14 protein-coding genes are annotated in these 15,895 nt (G+C 38.1%); 7 read left to right on the forward strand and 7 right to left on the reverse strand.

Annotated elements, in window-relative coordinates; genetic code table 11:
• The first annotated feature begins 83 nt into the window (after positions 1–83).
• From pilB to yacG, 6 genes are all read left to right on the forward strand, one after another.
• Positions 84–1,784 carry a type IV-A pilus assembly ATPase PilB gene (pilB, locus tag L3081_RS18410; RefSeq protein WP_242287536.1) on the forward strand — a complete coding sequence of 567 codons (1,701 nt, stop codon included), beginning with the start codon at positions 84–86 and terminating at the stop codon, positions 1,782–1,784.
• Positions 1,785–1,994: 210 nt separating this feature from the next.
• Positions 1,995–3,242 carry a type II secretion system F family protein gene (locus tag L3081_RS18415; protein ID WP_242287538.1) on the forward strand — a complete coding sequence of 416 codons (1,248 nt, stop codon included), beginning with the start codon at positions 1,995–1,997 and terminating at the stop codon, positions 3,240–3,242.
• A gap of 90 nt (positions 3,243–3,332) precedes the next feature.
• Positions 3,333–4,163 carry a prepilin peptidase gene (locus tag L3081_RS18420; RefSeq protein ID WP_338027398.1) on the forward strand — a complete coding sequence of 277 codons (831 nt, stop codon included), beginning with the start codon at positions 3,333–3,335 and terminating at the stop codon, positions 4,161–4,163.
• A 119-nt stretch (positions 4,164–4,282) separates the two neighbouring features.
• Complete coding sequence (gene coaE / locus L3081_RS18425) at positions 4,283–4,900, forward strand: dephospho-CoA kinase (protein ID WP_242287541.1); 618 nt, start codon at positions 4,283–4,285, stop codon at positions 4,898–4,900.
• Positions 4,901–5,223: 323 nt separating this feature from the next.
• The gene (zapD, locus tag L3081_RS18430) at positions 5,224–5,799 is read left to right on the forward strand and encodes a cell division protein ZapD (protein WP_242287612.1); all 576 of its coding nucleotides are present in this window, start codon (positions 5,224–5,226) and stop codon (positions 5,797–5,799) included.
• A gap of 127 nt (positions 5,800–5,926) precedes the next feature.
• Complete coding sequence (gene yacG / locus L3081_RS18435; RefSeq protein WP_242287543.1) at positions 5,927–6,163, forward strand: DNA gyrase inhibitor YacG; 237 nt, start codon at positions 5,927–5,929, stop codon at positions 6,161–6,163.
• Between the two features lie 88 nt (positions 6,164–6,251).
• Here the strand turns inward: yacG and L3081_RS18440 are convergent, their stop codons facing one another.
• From L3081_RS18440 to L3081_RS18450, 3 genes are all read right to left on the reverse strand, one after another.
• On the reverse strand, positions 6,252–6,605 hold the full coding sequence (locus tag L3081_RS18440; RefSeq protein ID WP_338027399.1) for an NUDIX domain-containing protein: 354 nt from the start codon (positions 6,603–6,605) through the stop codon (positions 6,252–6,254).
• A 149-nt stretch (positions 6,606–6,754) separates the two neighbouring features.
• Positions 6,755–9,463 carry a preprotein translocase subunit SecA gene (secA, locus tag L3081_RS18445; RefSeq protein WP_242287545.1) on the reverse strand — a complete coding sequence of 903 codons (2,709 nt, stop codon included), beginning with the start codon at positions 9,461–9,463 and terminating at the stop codon, positions 6,755–6,757.
• Between the two features lie 111 nt (positions 9,464–9,574).
• The gene (locus L3081_RS18450) at positions 9,575–10,483 is read right to left on the reverse strand and encodes a M23 family metallopeptidase (RefSeq protein ID WP_242287547.1); all 909 of its coding nucleotides are present in this window, start codon (positions 10,481–10,483) and stop codon (positions 9,575–9,577) included.
• An 83-nt stretch (positions 10,484–10,566) separates the two neighbouring features.
• Between L3081_RS18450 and L3081_RS18455 the strand changes: the two genes are divergently transcribed.
• Positions 10,567–11,106 carry a DUF721 domain-containing protein gene (locus L3081_RS18455; protein ID WP_242287549.1) on the forward strand — a complete coding sequence of 180 codons (540 nt, stop codon included), beginning with the start codon at positions 10,567–10,569 and terminating at the stop codon, positions 11,104–11,106.
• A 53-nt stretch (positions 11,107–11,159) separates the two neighbouring features.
• Here L3081_RS18455 and L3081_RS18460 read toward each other — a convergent pair whose 3' ends face one another.
• The 4 genes from L3081_RS18460 to ftsA all read right to left on the reverse strand — a co-directional run bounded on the left by L3081_RS18460 (position 11,160) and on the right by ftsA (position 15,802).
• Positions 11,160–12,044 carry an IS982 family transposase gene (locus L3081_RS18460; RefSeq protein WP_242287550.1) on the reverse strand — a complete coding sequence of 295 codons (885 nt, stop codon included), beginning with the start codon at positions 12,042–12,044 and terminating at the stop codon, positions 11,160–11,162.
• A gap of 121 nt (positions 12,045–12,165) precedes the next feature.
• Entirely contained in the window at positions 12,166–13,086 is a 921-nt protein-coding gene (gene lpxC, locus L3081_RS18465) for a UDP-3-O-acyl-N-acetylglucosamine deacetylase (RefSeq protein WP_242287552.1), read from the reverse strand.
• Between the two features lie 190 nt (positions 13,087–13,276).
• A complete protein-coding gene (ftsZ, locus tag L3081_RS18470; protein WP_242287554.1) occupies positions 13,277–14,440 on the reverse strand; it encodes a cell division protein FtsZ in 1,164 nt (387 codons plus the stop codon).
• Positions 14,441–14,566: 126 nt separating this feature from the next.
• On the reverse strand, positions 14,567–15,802 hold the full coding sequence (gene ftsA, locus L3081_RS18475; protein WP_242287556.1) for a cell division protein FtsA: 1,236 nt from the start codon (positions 15,800–15,802) through the stop codon (positions 14,567–14,569).
• Positions 15,803–15,895 lie beyond the last annotated feature (93 nt).

A 15,895-nucleotide genomic window follows, 5' to 3' on the forward strand; every position in this document is an offset into this window, starting at 1 on the left:
CCTTTTGTTTTTATATTAAATTAAGTTACACTAAAATTTGACGTATTCATTGAATTTATTCAAAAGGTTATCTGTAAAGAGTTATGAAAGGCAACCATCAGCAATCTAGTGTGTTAACTGCTTTATCTAATGAGCATCTCGTCCCGTTTGAAAACGTCGATGAACTATTTAATGACTTTAGTGGCAAAAACAAACCCTTTATTCGTTATTTAGTGGATGATAAGAAACTCGATGGCAAAAAAATTGCCGCGATATTATCCCACCGGTTTGGCTACCCCTATATACAGTTAGAAAATTTTGACACCACCCTAGTACCTGAAGGGGTACGCAATGAAAAACTCATTCATAAACATAATGCCTTGCCATTATTTTTACGTGGCAAAGTCTTGTTTGTTGCCATGTCTGACCCGACAAATCTTGATGCCTTAGAAGAAATACAATTCAATACTGGCTACAGTACAGAGCTGATATTAACAGATGAACCAGGCCTACAAGCTTGTATTGAAAAAGTACTGGAAGATGAAAGTGATGCCCTCAATATAACCGACATCGATTCTGATGAGTTGTCAGGCCTAGAAGTACAAGAAGATAACAATGATGAGCCCGTTAGTACCGGTGAAGACGATGCCCCTATTGTTGTTTTTATCAATAAAATATTATTAGATGCCATCAAAAAAGGCGCCTCAGATCTACACTTTGAGCCTTACGAAAAATCGTTTCGTATTCGCTTTCGTATTGACGGCATATTAACCGAAATCGCTCGCCCTCCGGTCTCTTTATCATCTCGAATGTCAGCCCGTCTTAAGGTGATGTCAAAACTCGATATTGCTGAGCGACGTGTACCACAAGATGGCCGGATAAAGCCGGCACTTTCAAAGAAAAAGTCTATCGACTTTCGTGTCAGTACCCTGCCGACTATGTGGGGCGAAAAAATAGTAATGCGTATTCTCGACTCATCTAGCGCCATGTTAGGTATTGACATGTTAGGCTATGAAGCCGAACAAAAACAAATATACATGGAAGCATTGGATCAACCCCAAGGCATGATTTTAGTCACCGGCCCCACCGGCTCTGGTAAAACCGTATCCTTGTATACCGGCTTAAATATTCTTAACACCGAAGAACGAAATATATCCACCGCCGAAGATCCGGTTGAAATTAATTTAGAAGGCATTAATCAGGTTCAAATTAATAATCGTGCGGGTTTAACTTTTCCGAGTGCGCTACGTTCATTTTTACGTCAAGATCCTGACATTGTCATGGTGGGGGAAATACGTGATTTAGAAACCGCAGAAATCGCCATAAAAGCAGCACAAACTGGTCATCTGGTTTTATCTACTCTGCATACTAACTCTGCAGCAGAAACACTGACTCGGTTATTGAATATGGGTGTTCCTTCATACAACGTTGCCAGTTCAGTAACCATCATTATTGCTCAACGTTTAGCCCGGCGTTTATGTCCACATTGTAAAACACCTGAAGAGCTATCAGAACTACTGTTAGCCGAACAAGGTTTTCCTGCTGACAAACTCAGTGAGATAAAGTTATTTAAACCCGTAGGGTGCGGACAATGTACTGGTGGCTATAAAGGCCGAGTTGGTATTTACGAAGTGATTAAAATTAGCCCTGAAATTGCCTCCATTATTATGGAAGGGGGCAACTCATTAGATATCGCTAAGCAATGTCAAAAAGAAGGTTATAATAATTTACGGCAGTCTGGTCTTAAAAAAGCGATGAGTGGCATGACTAGCCTTGCTGAAATAAACCGGGTTACCAGTGCATAGCCGGTTACTTTATATTAAAAGGAATCGTGTTTACTATATAACGAAAACATAACGAAAACGCGAATAAATGTAGGTTGAAAATGTACCCTAGATAAATATAGTCAGGATGAAAGTAATTAAAATGAACGATAGTTTACGCTCTCACCTATATTATTCTCTTGAACATTGTCAGCTACATAAAGTATTAATAGGTAATTAAAAGGTAATTTTATGGCAACAGCAGTCTCAAAAAAAAAGGCCCCTAAGGTTAAAGCCTTAGACGTATTTACCTGGCATGGAGTCAACCGCAAAGGGAAAAAAATTAACGGTGAACTCTCAGCTAATAATGTAATTGAATTAAAGGCACAACTACGCAAACAAGGGATTACACCAAGTAAGGTCAAGAAAAAAGCCAAACCCCTGTTTGGGTTAAGTGGTGAAAAAGCGATAACGCCGGCAGATATCGCAGTAATCTCACGGCAAATAGCGACCATGTTAGGTGCGGGTGTGCCTTTAGTACAAACCATTGAAATGATCGGTAATGGCCATAACAATGGCAATATGCAAAAGCTGTTAGGTACCATAGGTCATAAACTTTCCTCCGGTATTCCGTTGTCTGATTGTTTGCGCGACCATCCTAAATATTTTGATGATCTCTATTGTGATTTAGTGGCCTCTGGCGAACAATCGGGTTCATTAGAAACCATTTATGACCGAATTGCCACCTACAAAGAAAAAGCAGAGGCGTTAAAAGCTAAAATTAAAAAAGCCATGACCTATCCAATAGCTGTTTTGGTTATTGCTGCTGTTGTTACCTCCATTTTATTGATTTTTGTGGTACCGGTTTTCCAAGAAATTTTCTTTGGTTTTGGAGCTGAGCTCCCTGCTTTTACACAATTTGTGGTGGGTATTTCTGACTTTATGGTTGCCTATTGGTACATAGGTTTAGCCGGTATCATCGCTTTTATCTTTTTGTTTAAACGAGCGCATCAAAAAAGTCAAAAATTACGTGATCAAGTTGATAGAACTATTTTAAAACTACCTGTTGTGGGTGATGTACTTAAAAAAGCGGCGGTTGCCCGTTATGCACGTACATTATCAACCACATTCGCTGCAGGTGTTCCCTTGATAGATGCTCTTGAATCTGCTGCCGGCGCTGCCGGCAATGCGGTATTTCGTGATGCGATACTAGAAGTCCGTAACGAAGTTACTTCAGGGATGCAAATGAACCTTGCGATGCGTAATTGTAGCATATTTCCTGATATGGTCATTCAAATGGTTGCCATTGGTGAAGAGTCTGGTGCGGTTGATGATATGCTATCAAAAGTGGCTAACGTTTATGAAGCCGAAGTGGATAATGCCGTTGATAATTTAACCGCATTATTAGAGCCTTTAATTATGTCTGTGCTCGGTGTGGTCATTGGTGGCTTAATCATTGCGATGTACTTACCAATTTTCCAACTCGGCAAGGTCGTTTAATTGCTGTTGAGTGTTGAGTAGAAAGGGTTTCAAAGTTAATACACTTTAGACCCTTTTTTGTTATTTTGTAGTTTTGTGAACGAGTCGTTTATGTTTGACCAAACCTTAATCTTTTTTCAACAATATCCTATTGCCTTTAATATTTTTGTTGTCATTCTATCATTGATCATCGGCAGCTTTTTGAATGTCGTTGTTTACCGTTTACCTAAAATGATGCACAACAGCCGGTATACAGATTGCCGGGAGTTTTTAGCCGACGAATTAACCAAGATCCCCGCTAAAAAGATTGAGCCACTGACTCTCTCTATACCCCGTTCAACCTGCCCAAAATGCGGGCACCACATACGCTTTTATGAAAACATTCCCGTGCTCAGCCGGCTTTTTTTACAAGGTAAATGTAGTGCATGTAAAAACAGTATTTCTGCACGCTACCCGATAGTAGAGGCGACTACAGCAGCATTAAGCTTAGTCGTTGCGGTAAAATGGGGCGTGTCGATAGAAACCCTATTAATACTTGTACTTACATGGGGATTAATTTGTTTAACCTTAATCGACTTTGATCATATGCTATTACCTGATCAAATTGTGATGCCATTACTTTGGTTTGGTTTGTTAGTTAATTTACAAGGCACATTTGTGCCACTGTATGATGCCGTTATCGGTGCAGCCGTGGGTTACATGAGTTTGTTCTGTATATTTTGGCTATTTAAGCTACTCACAGGTAAAGAAGGAATGGGATTTGGCGATTTCAAACTCTTTGCCTTATTTGGCGCTTGGATCGGCCGGCAATTACTGCCAGTACTTATTTTAATGGCATCTGTTGTTGGTGCTATCGTCGGTATATCGTTAGTGGTATTTAAAAAACATCAACGCGAACAAGCAATTCCTTTTGGTCCCTATTTGGCCGTGGCGGTTGGATAACCTTATTATGGGGTAATCAAATTTGGTCTTGGTATATGCTACAAGTTAGCTAGCCATTAATGAAAAAATTACATTTTTTAATGCATAAGGTTCGAAACATTTAAAACGCAAAGGTAAATATGTCTGATTACGTAATTGGCCTCACTGGTGGTATTGGTTCTGGAAAAACAACCGTTACAAATATTTTCTCGAAAATGGGTATCGATATTATTGATGCCGATATAATTGCCCGAGATGTTGTACAAAAAGGTCGCTTGACCTTAGGTTTAATTAGCGAACACTTTGGTGATCATTTCATTCTACCTAATGGTGAGCTAAATAGAGCATTACTTCGACAACAAATTTTCAGTAATAATGACGATAAATCATGGCTAAATAATTTATTACACCCATTAATTAGAGAAGAAATCACCTTACAAGCAAGCAGCTCAAAGAGTCCTTATTGTATTATTGTGGCACCACTATTAATTGAAAATGGACTAACCTCCCTAGTTAATCGTGTTTTAGTCATTGATGTCAATGAATCAACTCAGTTATCACGCACAACAGCCCGTGACAGCAACTCTGAACAGCAAGTACAGGCGATTATTAATAGTCAAGTAAGCCGGCAAGTTAGACAAGCACATGCTGACGATATCTTATTAAATGACAGTTGTAGTATCGAAGATTTAACGCAGTCGGTTAGCCAATTACACCGACAATATTTGTTATTTTCGGCACGAGTAAACAAGCAATAGTCAAATATTCCTCTTAATAATTTCTATTAAAGTGCACTAATTAAAAAGATGAACAAAAATTAAACTAAAAATAATTCGCCATTTCAATTATCTATCGTTAATATACCTAACTAACTAAAGTAATAATTTAAGAAGTTCTGAACGCTTTTCATGACAACTATATTGTATGAACACCCTCTAAATGAACGTATTCGTAATTATTTGAAACTTGAACTATTGTTTAAGCAAGTGGATAGTTGCGATGTGTCCGATATTATTGTTAGCCACCAACTTTTTTTTTTAGCGCTTTATTCGCCATTATTGATACACTCGAACGCACTGATATTCGAGGTGACTTAATTAAAGATTTAGAAAAATTACAGCATAATTTAGTCGTATGGTCTCAAGCCCCTGATATTGATACAACGGCTCTTGAGGATAATCTTCGTGAAACAGTCGCTTTAGTTAGTCAATTAAGAATGAACAACCAAGCATGGTTGCAGTTAAAAGAGGATGTGTTACTTGCAAGTTTAAAGCAACGTTTTGCTATTCAAGGTGGCAATTTCTGTTTTGATTTACCCCAATTACAATTTTGGTTACATCAGTCTAGACCATACATAGAGAAGAACATTGAACGGTGGTTATCCTTACTTAAAAACATTAAACAGTCCTTAGCTTTGGTACTCAAATTTATACGATTACGCGCTGAGTTTAAGCATATTGAAACCGAAAGCGGATTTTATCAAGACAGTGGTGAAGGGCTATTGTTGTTACGTATTAAGGTTGCGCAAAGCGCACAATACTTCCCAACGATTAGTGGTAATAAATTTCGCTATTCCATCCGATTTATGTTGCCATGCGAACAACAAGGTAGACGTTATTCAAACCAAGCAACCACATTCAAATTAGCACGGTGCTGAAGTGATACCCGTTTCATTAATTAAGTGATCTATTTTATACGTAGAAAAAAATAGCTTACAGTAAAATAATACCAATTGACGTATAATCTGATGATTAACTTATAACTAACTTAGTAAAATATATATCATGACTTTAAAAGTTCCTTGCCCTAACTGTGCCAAAGAAGTTGTTTGGCAAACGAGTAGTACATTTCGTCCATTTTGCAGTAAACGTTGTCAACTGATTGATTTAGGTGAATGGGCAGAAGAAAATCATAAAATTAGCCAAAGTATTCAAGGGGAAACCCCTTTAACGGAAGAAATGCTTGATGCAATGGAAGATGAGTTTGTTTTAAATAATAAGTTTTTTGTAGAGCCCGAATAAAAAGACAGTAACTAATTATGAGTGACGAGAGATGAGTTTTTTAATAATCTCGTCGTTCGCTTTAGGAAACTCTAACGTTTGTAACTCATCAAGAGAAAACCAAACCTTCTTCCTGCCCTTCTTGAGCTGAAGGCTCACCAATAAAATTATCTACAATAAACACATCGAGACAAACGTTTTTATCTTCGCCATTCTTCTCAACATAAATATGTTTAATAGTCGTTAAAGGTAAGCAAGTTAATACGTCGATATTCACTTCTTCTTTAAGCTCTCTAGCAAGGGCTTGTGCAACACTTTCGTCTTTTTCTACCTTACCACCAGGAAACTCCCACTTCCCCCCTTGATGAGCGTTCATAAGGCGTTTAGTAAGAAAATACTGAGTAAGTTCTTGGTCGTCGGTAGACATAATCACACCAACAGCTACATGAATGGTTTTAGACATAAGAAATCACGTTAAAAATTTCGAAAATATACGGTTAGAATGTTTGATAGCATCAACTAGATGTTACAAAGCTATAATGAAGACTCTGGAATCGGCTTGCACGAGTCGTTTCTTTAATAAGATTCAACCCGCGCTTCATCATTTAATCTCTATGACAATTTACCATGACATTGTTTATATTTTTTCCCTGAACCACAAGGGCAAGGTTCATTACGTCCCACTCGTGGCATTTGAGGCTTGGTTTCTAGGCTATCCGCACTTTGGTCTTGGAATTCAGCAGGTACTTCAGCTTTTCTGTGCTGCTCTTCTACCGCTTCAACATCAGACTCAGCCTGAATTTGTACTTTAGATAAGATACCTACCACGTCATATTTTAAGTTATCTAACATTTCTGTGAATAACTCAAAAGATTCTCGTTTGTACTCTTGTTTAGGGTTTTTCTGAGCATGCGCACGTAAACCAATCCCTTGACGTAAATGATCCATTGCAGCTAAATGCTCTTTCCAATGTGAATCTAAGCTTTGTAACATTACCGCTTTTTCAAATTGGCGAAGCACATCAGCACCAACAATTTCTTCTTTATCTTTATAAGCTTGTTCAAACTCAGCAACAATTCTTTCGCGAACACTTTCTTCGTGTAGTTTTTTGTCTTCGTCTAACCATTGTGCAATGGGCAAGCTTGTATTGAACTCACCTTTAAGCTGTTCTTCTAAACCTGCTACATTCCACATTTCAACTAATGATTGTGATGGAATATGTTGACTGATCACACTATTAATGACATCAGCTCTGATATTATTAACAACTTCACCAATATCTGGTTCATCAAGTAATTCATTGCGTTGTTCATAAATAACACCACGTTGATCATTAGCAACATCGTCATACTCTAACAACTGTTTACGCATATCAAAATTACGTCCTTCAACCTTACGTTGCGCATTTTCAATACTACGAGTTACCCATGGATGTTCAATTGCCTCGCCACGTTCCATGCCTAATTTACGCATCATATTTGAAATACGTTCTGAGGCGAAAATACGCATTAAAGAATCTTCCATTGAAAGGTAGAAACGGGTTGCACCAGGATCCCCTTGACGACCTGAACGACCTCGTAACTGATTATCAATACGACGTGATTCATGGCGTTCAGTCGCAACAATTTTTAAACCACCCAGTTCTAACACACGCTCATGATCAATTTTCCATTGGGCTTTTAATTTTTCAATTTGCTCTTCTGTTGGCTGTTTGTTGCCTTTCGATAAATCATCAATTGCAGCATTCAAATTACCGCCAAGCACAATATCGGTACCACGACCTGCCATGTTAGTTGCAATAGTTACCGCAAACTCTTTACCTGCATCAGCAACAATTTCAGCTTCTTGAGCATGAAACTTAGCATTTAATACTTTATGTTTTATTTTTTCTTTCTTTAAAAGATTTGATAAAAATTCTGACGTTTCAATAGAGATAGTACCAACCAAAACTGGTTGTCCGCGTTTTACGCAGTCTTTAATATCTTCTAAAATTGCTTCAAATTTTTCTTCTGCTGTTAGGTAAATCAAATCAGACATATCATTACGAATCATAGGTCGATGCGTTGGTACAATAACCGTTTCTAACCCATAGATATGTTGAAATTCAAATGCTTCAGTATCTGCTGTACCTGTCATACCTGACAATTTGTCATAAATTCTAAAGAAGTTTTGAAAAGTGATAGAAGCAAGCGTTTGGTTTTCATTTTGAATTCTTACCCCTTCTTTTGCTTCTACAGCTTGGTGTAATCCTTCAGACCAACGACGACCTTCCATTGTACGACCCGTATGTTCGTCAACAATGATGATTTCATCGTCTTTAACAATATAATCGACGTCTTTTTGAAATAGTTTATGGGCACGTAATGCCGCCATAACATGATGTAATAAAGTAATATTTGAGGCCGAAAATAAAGTATCACCTTCTTGTAACAAACCTCGTTCGCACATAATTTCTTCAATGCGAATTTGACCACGTTCTGTTAAATAAATTTGTTTTGCTTTTTCATCAATAGTGAAGTCACCTTCAACAAATCCTTCTGACTGACCTGTTTCTTGATCTTTATCTTCTTCACTTTGTACTTCAAGTACTGGCACGATTGTATTGATATTTTTATACAGTTCAGAGCTGTCTTCGGCTTGACCCGAAATAATGAGCGGTGTACGAGCTTCATCAATTAAAATTGAATCCACTTCATCGATAATAGCAAAACTTAATTTCTTTTGGGTACGCTCTTCTGGTGAAAACACCATATTGTCACGTAAATAATCAAAGCCAAATTCGTTATTGGTACCATAGGTGATATCTGCTTGATAGGCGGCTTGCTTATCTTGTGGTGCCATACCGGCAATATTGCAACCAACCGTTAATCCTAAAAATTCAAATAATGGTCGACTCCAATCTGCATCACGTGTTGCAAGGTAGTCATTCACTGTTATCACGTGAACGCCATTCCCGGTTAGGGCATTTAAGTAAGAAGGAAGTGAGGCGGTTAAGGTTTTACCTTCACCGGTACGCATTTCAGCAATTTTACCGTCGTTTAGTACCATGCCACCGATCATTTGTACATCAAAGTGGCGCATACCAAAAACGCGTTTACTGGCTTCTCGTACCACAGCAAATGCTTCAGGAAGAATAGTGTTTAATGTTTCGTTATTGCTCAAACGCTCTTTAAATTCGCTTGTTTTCGCTTTTAACTCTTCATCAGTCAGCGCTTCAAGGATTGGCTCTAAAGCGTTTATTTTTTTTACTTCTTTAGTCATTTGTTTGATTAATCTATCATTACGACTACCGAACATTTTTGTTAACAATTTTACGAACATCTTATTAAACCATTTTGTGAAATTTAGTGTTCTACCCAATTTAGTACACTAAAGTGATTAATTATTATTGTAGTTTTGTCGCAGTATACGTGCGCTCTACACCTATTCTTATTACTTCGCTTTGCGATAAACAAATTTAAGCGGGTTAATTTGTTTATTATTATGCAAAATTTCATAATGAACATGCGGCCCTGTTGAGCGCCCAGTACTGCCCATTTTTGCTATTATTTGTCCTTTTGTTACAACATCTCCCACTGCCACAAGTAATTTTTTGTTATGTGCATAACGTGTTTTCAAGCCATCGCCATGGTTAATTTCAATTAACTGACCATAACCATGTCTCTCATCTGACCAACTGACAATACCTGCAGCCGTCGCAATGATATCTCCATCTTCTTTGCCGCCAAAGTCTATCCCTTTATGCATAGTCGCTCGACCATTAAAAGGGTCTTTACGTACACCAAAATAAGAGGATAACCAACCTTTAGTAATAGGACGGCCTGACAAATAGCGTGTGTTCTCTATATGGTGACCCAATATCAAAGATTCAAGCATGTGTAGTTGATTTTCTTCATGATTAAGTGAACCTTCCAACTCTGTAATTTCTGTAAGTAGTTGAGTAAAAGACTTTTTACTACTTTCACTCGTACCAGATGAAGGACCACCACTGGGCGGGAGTTTGGAAAAATTAAACTCTTGCTCCGGTATGTTTGCATTGTCAGCTAAGCGTTCACCTAACGCATTCAACCGTAATACATGACTTTGTAACTCAGCCAGTTTAACTGTTAATGCGGTAACTTGTTGATTTTTTGCATCACTTCTAGTTGAATGAACAGCATTGTTTTCAACGATATTGATAACATTACCTTCATTACTAGGTAAGGCTGCTGTACCACTTGTAAAATAACCACTCTCTTGCATTGGTTTTTCATCCATTGAAAAGAGTAAATGAATAATACCCCCTGATACTAGGGAAAAAATCAACACTGCAGAAAGCCAATGCAACTTATTTAGACGCATTGAAAATCTTACATTCTTTCCACGGTACAGTAGTGTTAAACTCATATATATTTCTAGTTAAGGTTATTATTAACGGTACCCATATGGCACGTAGACCTAAATTGCCAAAAGATATGTCGACCCTTTTCAATTCGACGACAGGCACTTTGGCACAAATTCAGTCAAAAACCAACTCTTTGAATTTGTTGTCAGACATTGTACGACAAATATGCCCTGACCTGCCAGAAGATGCGTTCAAAATTGCCAATTTTATGCAATCTACCTTAATTATTGAGGTGAAATCCCCTGTTTGGGGACAGAGATTGCAATTTGAGCGCAATATAATTTGCAAAGCGTTGATCAAACAAACCCAAGGACAATTTTCTCAAATTGAGATTAAAGTCAATCCTCAAGGGCACAGACAAATGCCTAACCAACAGACCTATCAACCTATAATGACGACAAATATTGCGGCTTCAACTAATTTATCTTCAAATAGCACCTATGAAGCAAAAATAGGCTCTGTGCAAAGTATGTCTAATAAAACTGCCTCGCATTTATTAGAAATTGCTAAAAATGCGCCAACAGGATTAAAAGAAAAATTAGAAAAACTCGCGGCTAATGCTTTAAATAACAAAAAGTAAAGATCAAAAAACCGAGACAAAGCTCGGTTTTTATTAGTTAACCTCAGATCTGCTTAAGCAACGGCCATAGAGTTTAGTTCTACATCACTGATATTAAGAGAAGGCTTATCTTTCTTTAAGCAGTAAGCCACTAATCCCGCGAGTAAATTGAGCATAAAACCATTAACACTACGATGTCTTGAGTGTTCGATAAACGAAATATTCTTTAATTGGTCATTTATGGTCTCAATAATAAATCGTTTTGAAAGCATGGCTCTATCCCATAATGACATCGCTTTTGCTTTCATATTTTTTCTAACAGTGGTGATCAGTGTCACACCTTTATCAAACAAATCGGCCGCTAAAGCTTTACTTAAATATCCTTTATCACCATATAATTTATCTGGTAAATGTTCTGCTAACTCACTAACTGGTTGAGTATCATGAACATTGCCACTAGTCACTTTAGCTGCCACTATTTCACCGAGGTGGTTTACTACTAAATGGAGTTTGAAGCCATAGAACCACCCCATAGTACCTTTACCTCGTTGGGCAACACCTTTAAATGTTTTATGCCTTGGAATACGAATATTATGACAGACTTTTATTGATGTTGAATCAATAAATTCAATGCCTGTAGGCTTTCCTTTAAGTGTTGAAAAGTAAGCACACATTGGCGCAATAATCCGGGGCATGACAGCTAGGAAACGTGTATAACTCAGTAAGTTTGGAAAGGCGTCTTTATAAAAAGCGGATACATGGCCGAGGTAATAATTTTTAAAATCACGATAATGTGACATGTGAAAACCAATCACTATTGTCATAATTTCACTGGTGGTCATATGCCCTGTTCGTTGACGTTTTTTGGTTCCGTCTTCCAGTAATTGTTTTTGCCATTGCGGAATAAATATTTTGCAAAAGTCATCGACATCGCAATACAATTCAACTAAATTCTTCATGCCTGTTCCTTGTGTGATTGAATGTTTCTTGGTCGAAAGATCTGATCACGGAACAGGCAATTAGTTCAATTTTCTTAAACAAGATTCAGGTTAGTTATTATTGCCTATTACAAATGAAAAACTAAAAAGCAGCCGCATTAATTTCTTGATATTCTATGGGTGATGTTAACTTATCATCTTCATAAGTTACCCATTCCCATGCATCTTCTTGTTTAAAGACTTCTCTAAGCAACATATTATTAAGACCGTGACCCGATTTAAATGCGTTAAATTCGCCTAATATACTCGCACTTCCCATGTATAGGTCACCAATAGCATCGAGTATTTTATGCTTTACAAATTCATCATCGTAACGTAATTCATTTTTGTTTAACATGCGATATTCGTCCAGTACAATCGCATTTTCTAAGCTTCCACCTAACGCAAGATTATGAGAACGGAGAAACTCAATATCTTTCATAAAGCCAAAGGTACGGGCGCGGCTAATTTCTTTAATAAAAGAACAGCCGGAAAAGTCCATACTCATGGTTTGGCAGGTATTGGCAATAACAGGATGATTAAATTCAATGGAAAAATTGACTCTAAAGCCTTCAAAAGGGAGTAACTCTGCCCATTTATCGCCTTCTTCAACACGTATTGCTTTCTTGATTCGAATGAACCTTTTGGCGGCATCTTGTGTTTCAATACCAACAGATTCGATTAAGTAGACAAAAGGTAACGCACTACCATCCATAATAGGTATTTCAGGCGCATCAACATCAATAATAAGATTATCAATTCCCAAACCGGCTACAGCTGATAACAAATGTTCAACAGTAGACACTTTCACTTGTTGTTCATTTACCAAACACGTACACAAAGTTGTTTCACCCACAGCGTCTGGTGTCGCTTTGATGTCAACTACAGGGTCAAGATCAATACGGCGAAATATAATCCCCGTATTGGCCGGTGCAGGACGGAGAGTGACCTGTACCTTTTCACCTTTATGCAAACCAACACCTACGGTTGATACGCTTGTTTTTAGTGTACGTTGCTTAATCATACAACCTCGCTTGTTTTGCTTTTTGCTTGTGGGTCAATTACCTAGACGAGCGTAACTACTGTCGCGCCTAAAAAATTAACAGCACAGATTAGGCCACATTTGAGTGGGCGCATAATATAACAAAAAAATGCAACTAATTCAATTTACTATTTATGTTGTGTTAATGCTCTGATACCAATATTGTCCATAACTAGTCCGCTTGCTTTCGCAAAAATGCCGGTATATCTAAATAATTATCTAAATCTGCATGAGTAACTTTTTGAACATTGCTATCAGTCATCGCAATTGACTCAGTATTGATTTCAGCTTGTGGTGCGGCAGCTGAAGTATAATCAGAACCAACTACACGTTGTTCTACTACAGGTGTTGGATTAACTAACGTTATATCTGGCTTACATTCTGCACCAATACCTGTTGCAACAACAGTAACACGAAGCTCTTCAGTCATTTCTGGGTCAATTACAGCACCCACAACAACAGTTGCGTTTTCACTCGCAAACGCTTTTACTGCATTACCAACGGTTTCAAATTCATCAATACTGATATCCATACCTGCGGTGATATTAACTAAAATTCCACGAGCACCCGCTAAATCTACATCTTCAAGTAATGGACTTGAAATAGCAGCTTCAGCAGCTTCTTCGGCTCGATCTGGACCTGAAGCAATACCTGAACCCATCATTGCAGTTCCCATTTCAGACATTACTGTCCGTACATCAGCAAAATCGACGTTAATTAAACCTGGTCGAGTAATAAGCTCTGCAATACCTTGTACAGCACCAAGTAAAACATTATTAGCCGCTTTAAATGCGTCTAACAAACTTGTTCCTGGACCTAATACTTTTAATAATTTTTCATTAGGAATAGTAATTAATGAATCAACACTTTTCGCTAGTGCTTCAATGCCTTGCTCTGCGTAGTTCATCCGTTTTTTACCTTCAAATGGGAAAGGTTTTGTCACAACAGCAACGGTTAATATTCCCATTTCTTTGGCTATTTCAGCAACCACTGGTGCAGCACCTGTTCCTGTACCGCCCCCCATACCTGCCGCAATAAACACCATGTCGGCACCACGTAAAGTTTCCATGATTTTTTCACGGTCTTCTTCAGCAGCTTGACGGCCAATATTAGGATTAGCGCCTGCGCCTAAACCTTTAGTGACATCTGCCCCTAGTTGTAAAGTAACATTGGCTGAGGAATTACGTAAGGCTTGTGAATCTGTATTCGCCGTTGTAAATTCAACCCCTTCAATCGTTTGGCATACCATGTGTTCGACAGCATTACCGCCACCACCGCCAATACCAATGACTTTAATCACCGCTTCTTCGTTATGATCTTCCATCAATTCAAACATTTTCTCTCTCCGTTTTTTACTAAATTCGTCAGAATAAATTCTGACCTACAAAACAATGTTTACACAACTATTCAATCTATTAATTGTTACTGATAAATAGGTAATAACATTGCAAATTGATATCCGCTAAAACTCACCTTTAAACCAAGCACTAAAACGTGACCATAAGCCCGTTACGCCTTCCGGTTTATTTTTTTCTTTTAAACCCGATTCATGAGCTTGCATACCATAATGCAGCAAACCAACAACCGTGGCATAACTCGGATCATCCACATACTCTTTCAACCCTTGCACTGGCAGTGGCGAAGCAATACGAACTGGCATTTGGAATACCTCTTCGGCAAACTCTTCTACGCCTTCCATTTTCGCTGTACCGCCAGTTAACACGTAGCCCGCTGCAATTTGATCTTCTAAGCCTGCTTCTCTTACTTCTTCTTGAATTAATTCAAACAATTCTTGATATCTTGGCTCTACAACTTCCGACAACGTGTGTCGAGACATAGTGCGTGCAGGTCGCCCTCCAACACTTGGAACATCAATACTTTCTTCCATACTAACGAGGTGTTTTAATGCACAGGCATACTGCACTTTAATATCTTCTGCATGACTTAATGGTGTACGGAAAATTTTAGCAATATCGTTACTTACTTGATTTCCTGCTACGGGAATCACTGCTGTGTGCCGAAGTGCACCACCGGTGAATATAGAAATATCCATCGTGCCGCCCCCCATATCAACCACGCAAATGCCTAATTCTTTTTCATCATCAGTGAGTATTGAATAACTTGAAGCGAGGGCAGAAAAAATGAGTTGATCGGCCGTTAAATTACAGCGTTCTACACATTTGACTAAATTTTTTGCCATATCATTAGCACACGTAACAATATGTACTTTTGCTTCCATACGTACACCAGACATGCCAATAGGGCTTTTTATGCCGTCTTGACAGTCTATACTGTATTCTTGTGGCAATACATGCAGCATACGGCGCTCGGCCGAAAGAGGAACACTGCGAGCCGTATGAATAACATTGTCAACATCTTCTTGAGTCACTTCTTTGTCATTAACAGGCACCATGCCATTCTCATTTTGACAACTAATATGTTTTCCTGATATCCCTAAATAAATTGAGCTAATTTGACAATCTGCCATTAACTCGGCTTCATTAATTGCTCGTTGAATTGACTGAATGACTAAATTTAAGTCATTAACTCCACCCTTATCCATACCTCGTGTTGGCTGATTGCCAACGCCAACAATACTTAACTGATTGTCAGGGGTAATTTCGCCAACGGCCACTGATATTTTAGATGTGCCGATATCTAGTCCTACAACTAAATTTCTTTCTGTAATTTTAGACATTCAGGATCAACTCTTTTGTTTGTAACTCATTACTTGGAAATATATCCGTGCGGTGTGATTTTTGTTGTTTTACGGGCTTATTAGAGGACAATT

This window comes from Colwellia maritima (assembly GCF_022669015.1).
GTDB classification, from domain to species: Bacteria; Pseudomonadota; Gammaproteobacteria; order Enterobacterales; family Alteromonadaceae; genus Colwellia; species Colwellia maritima.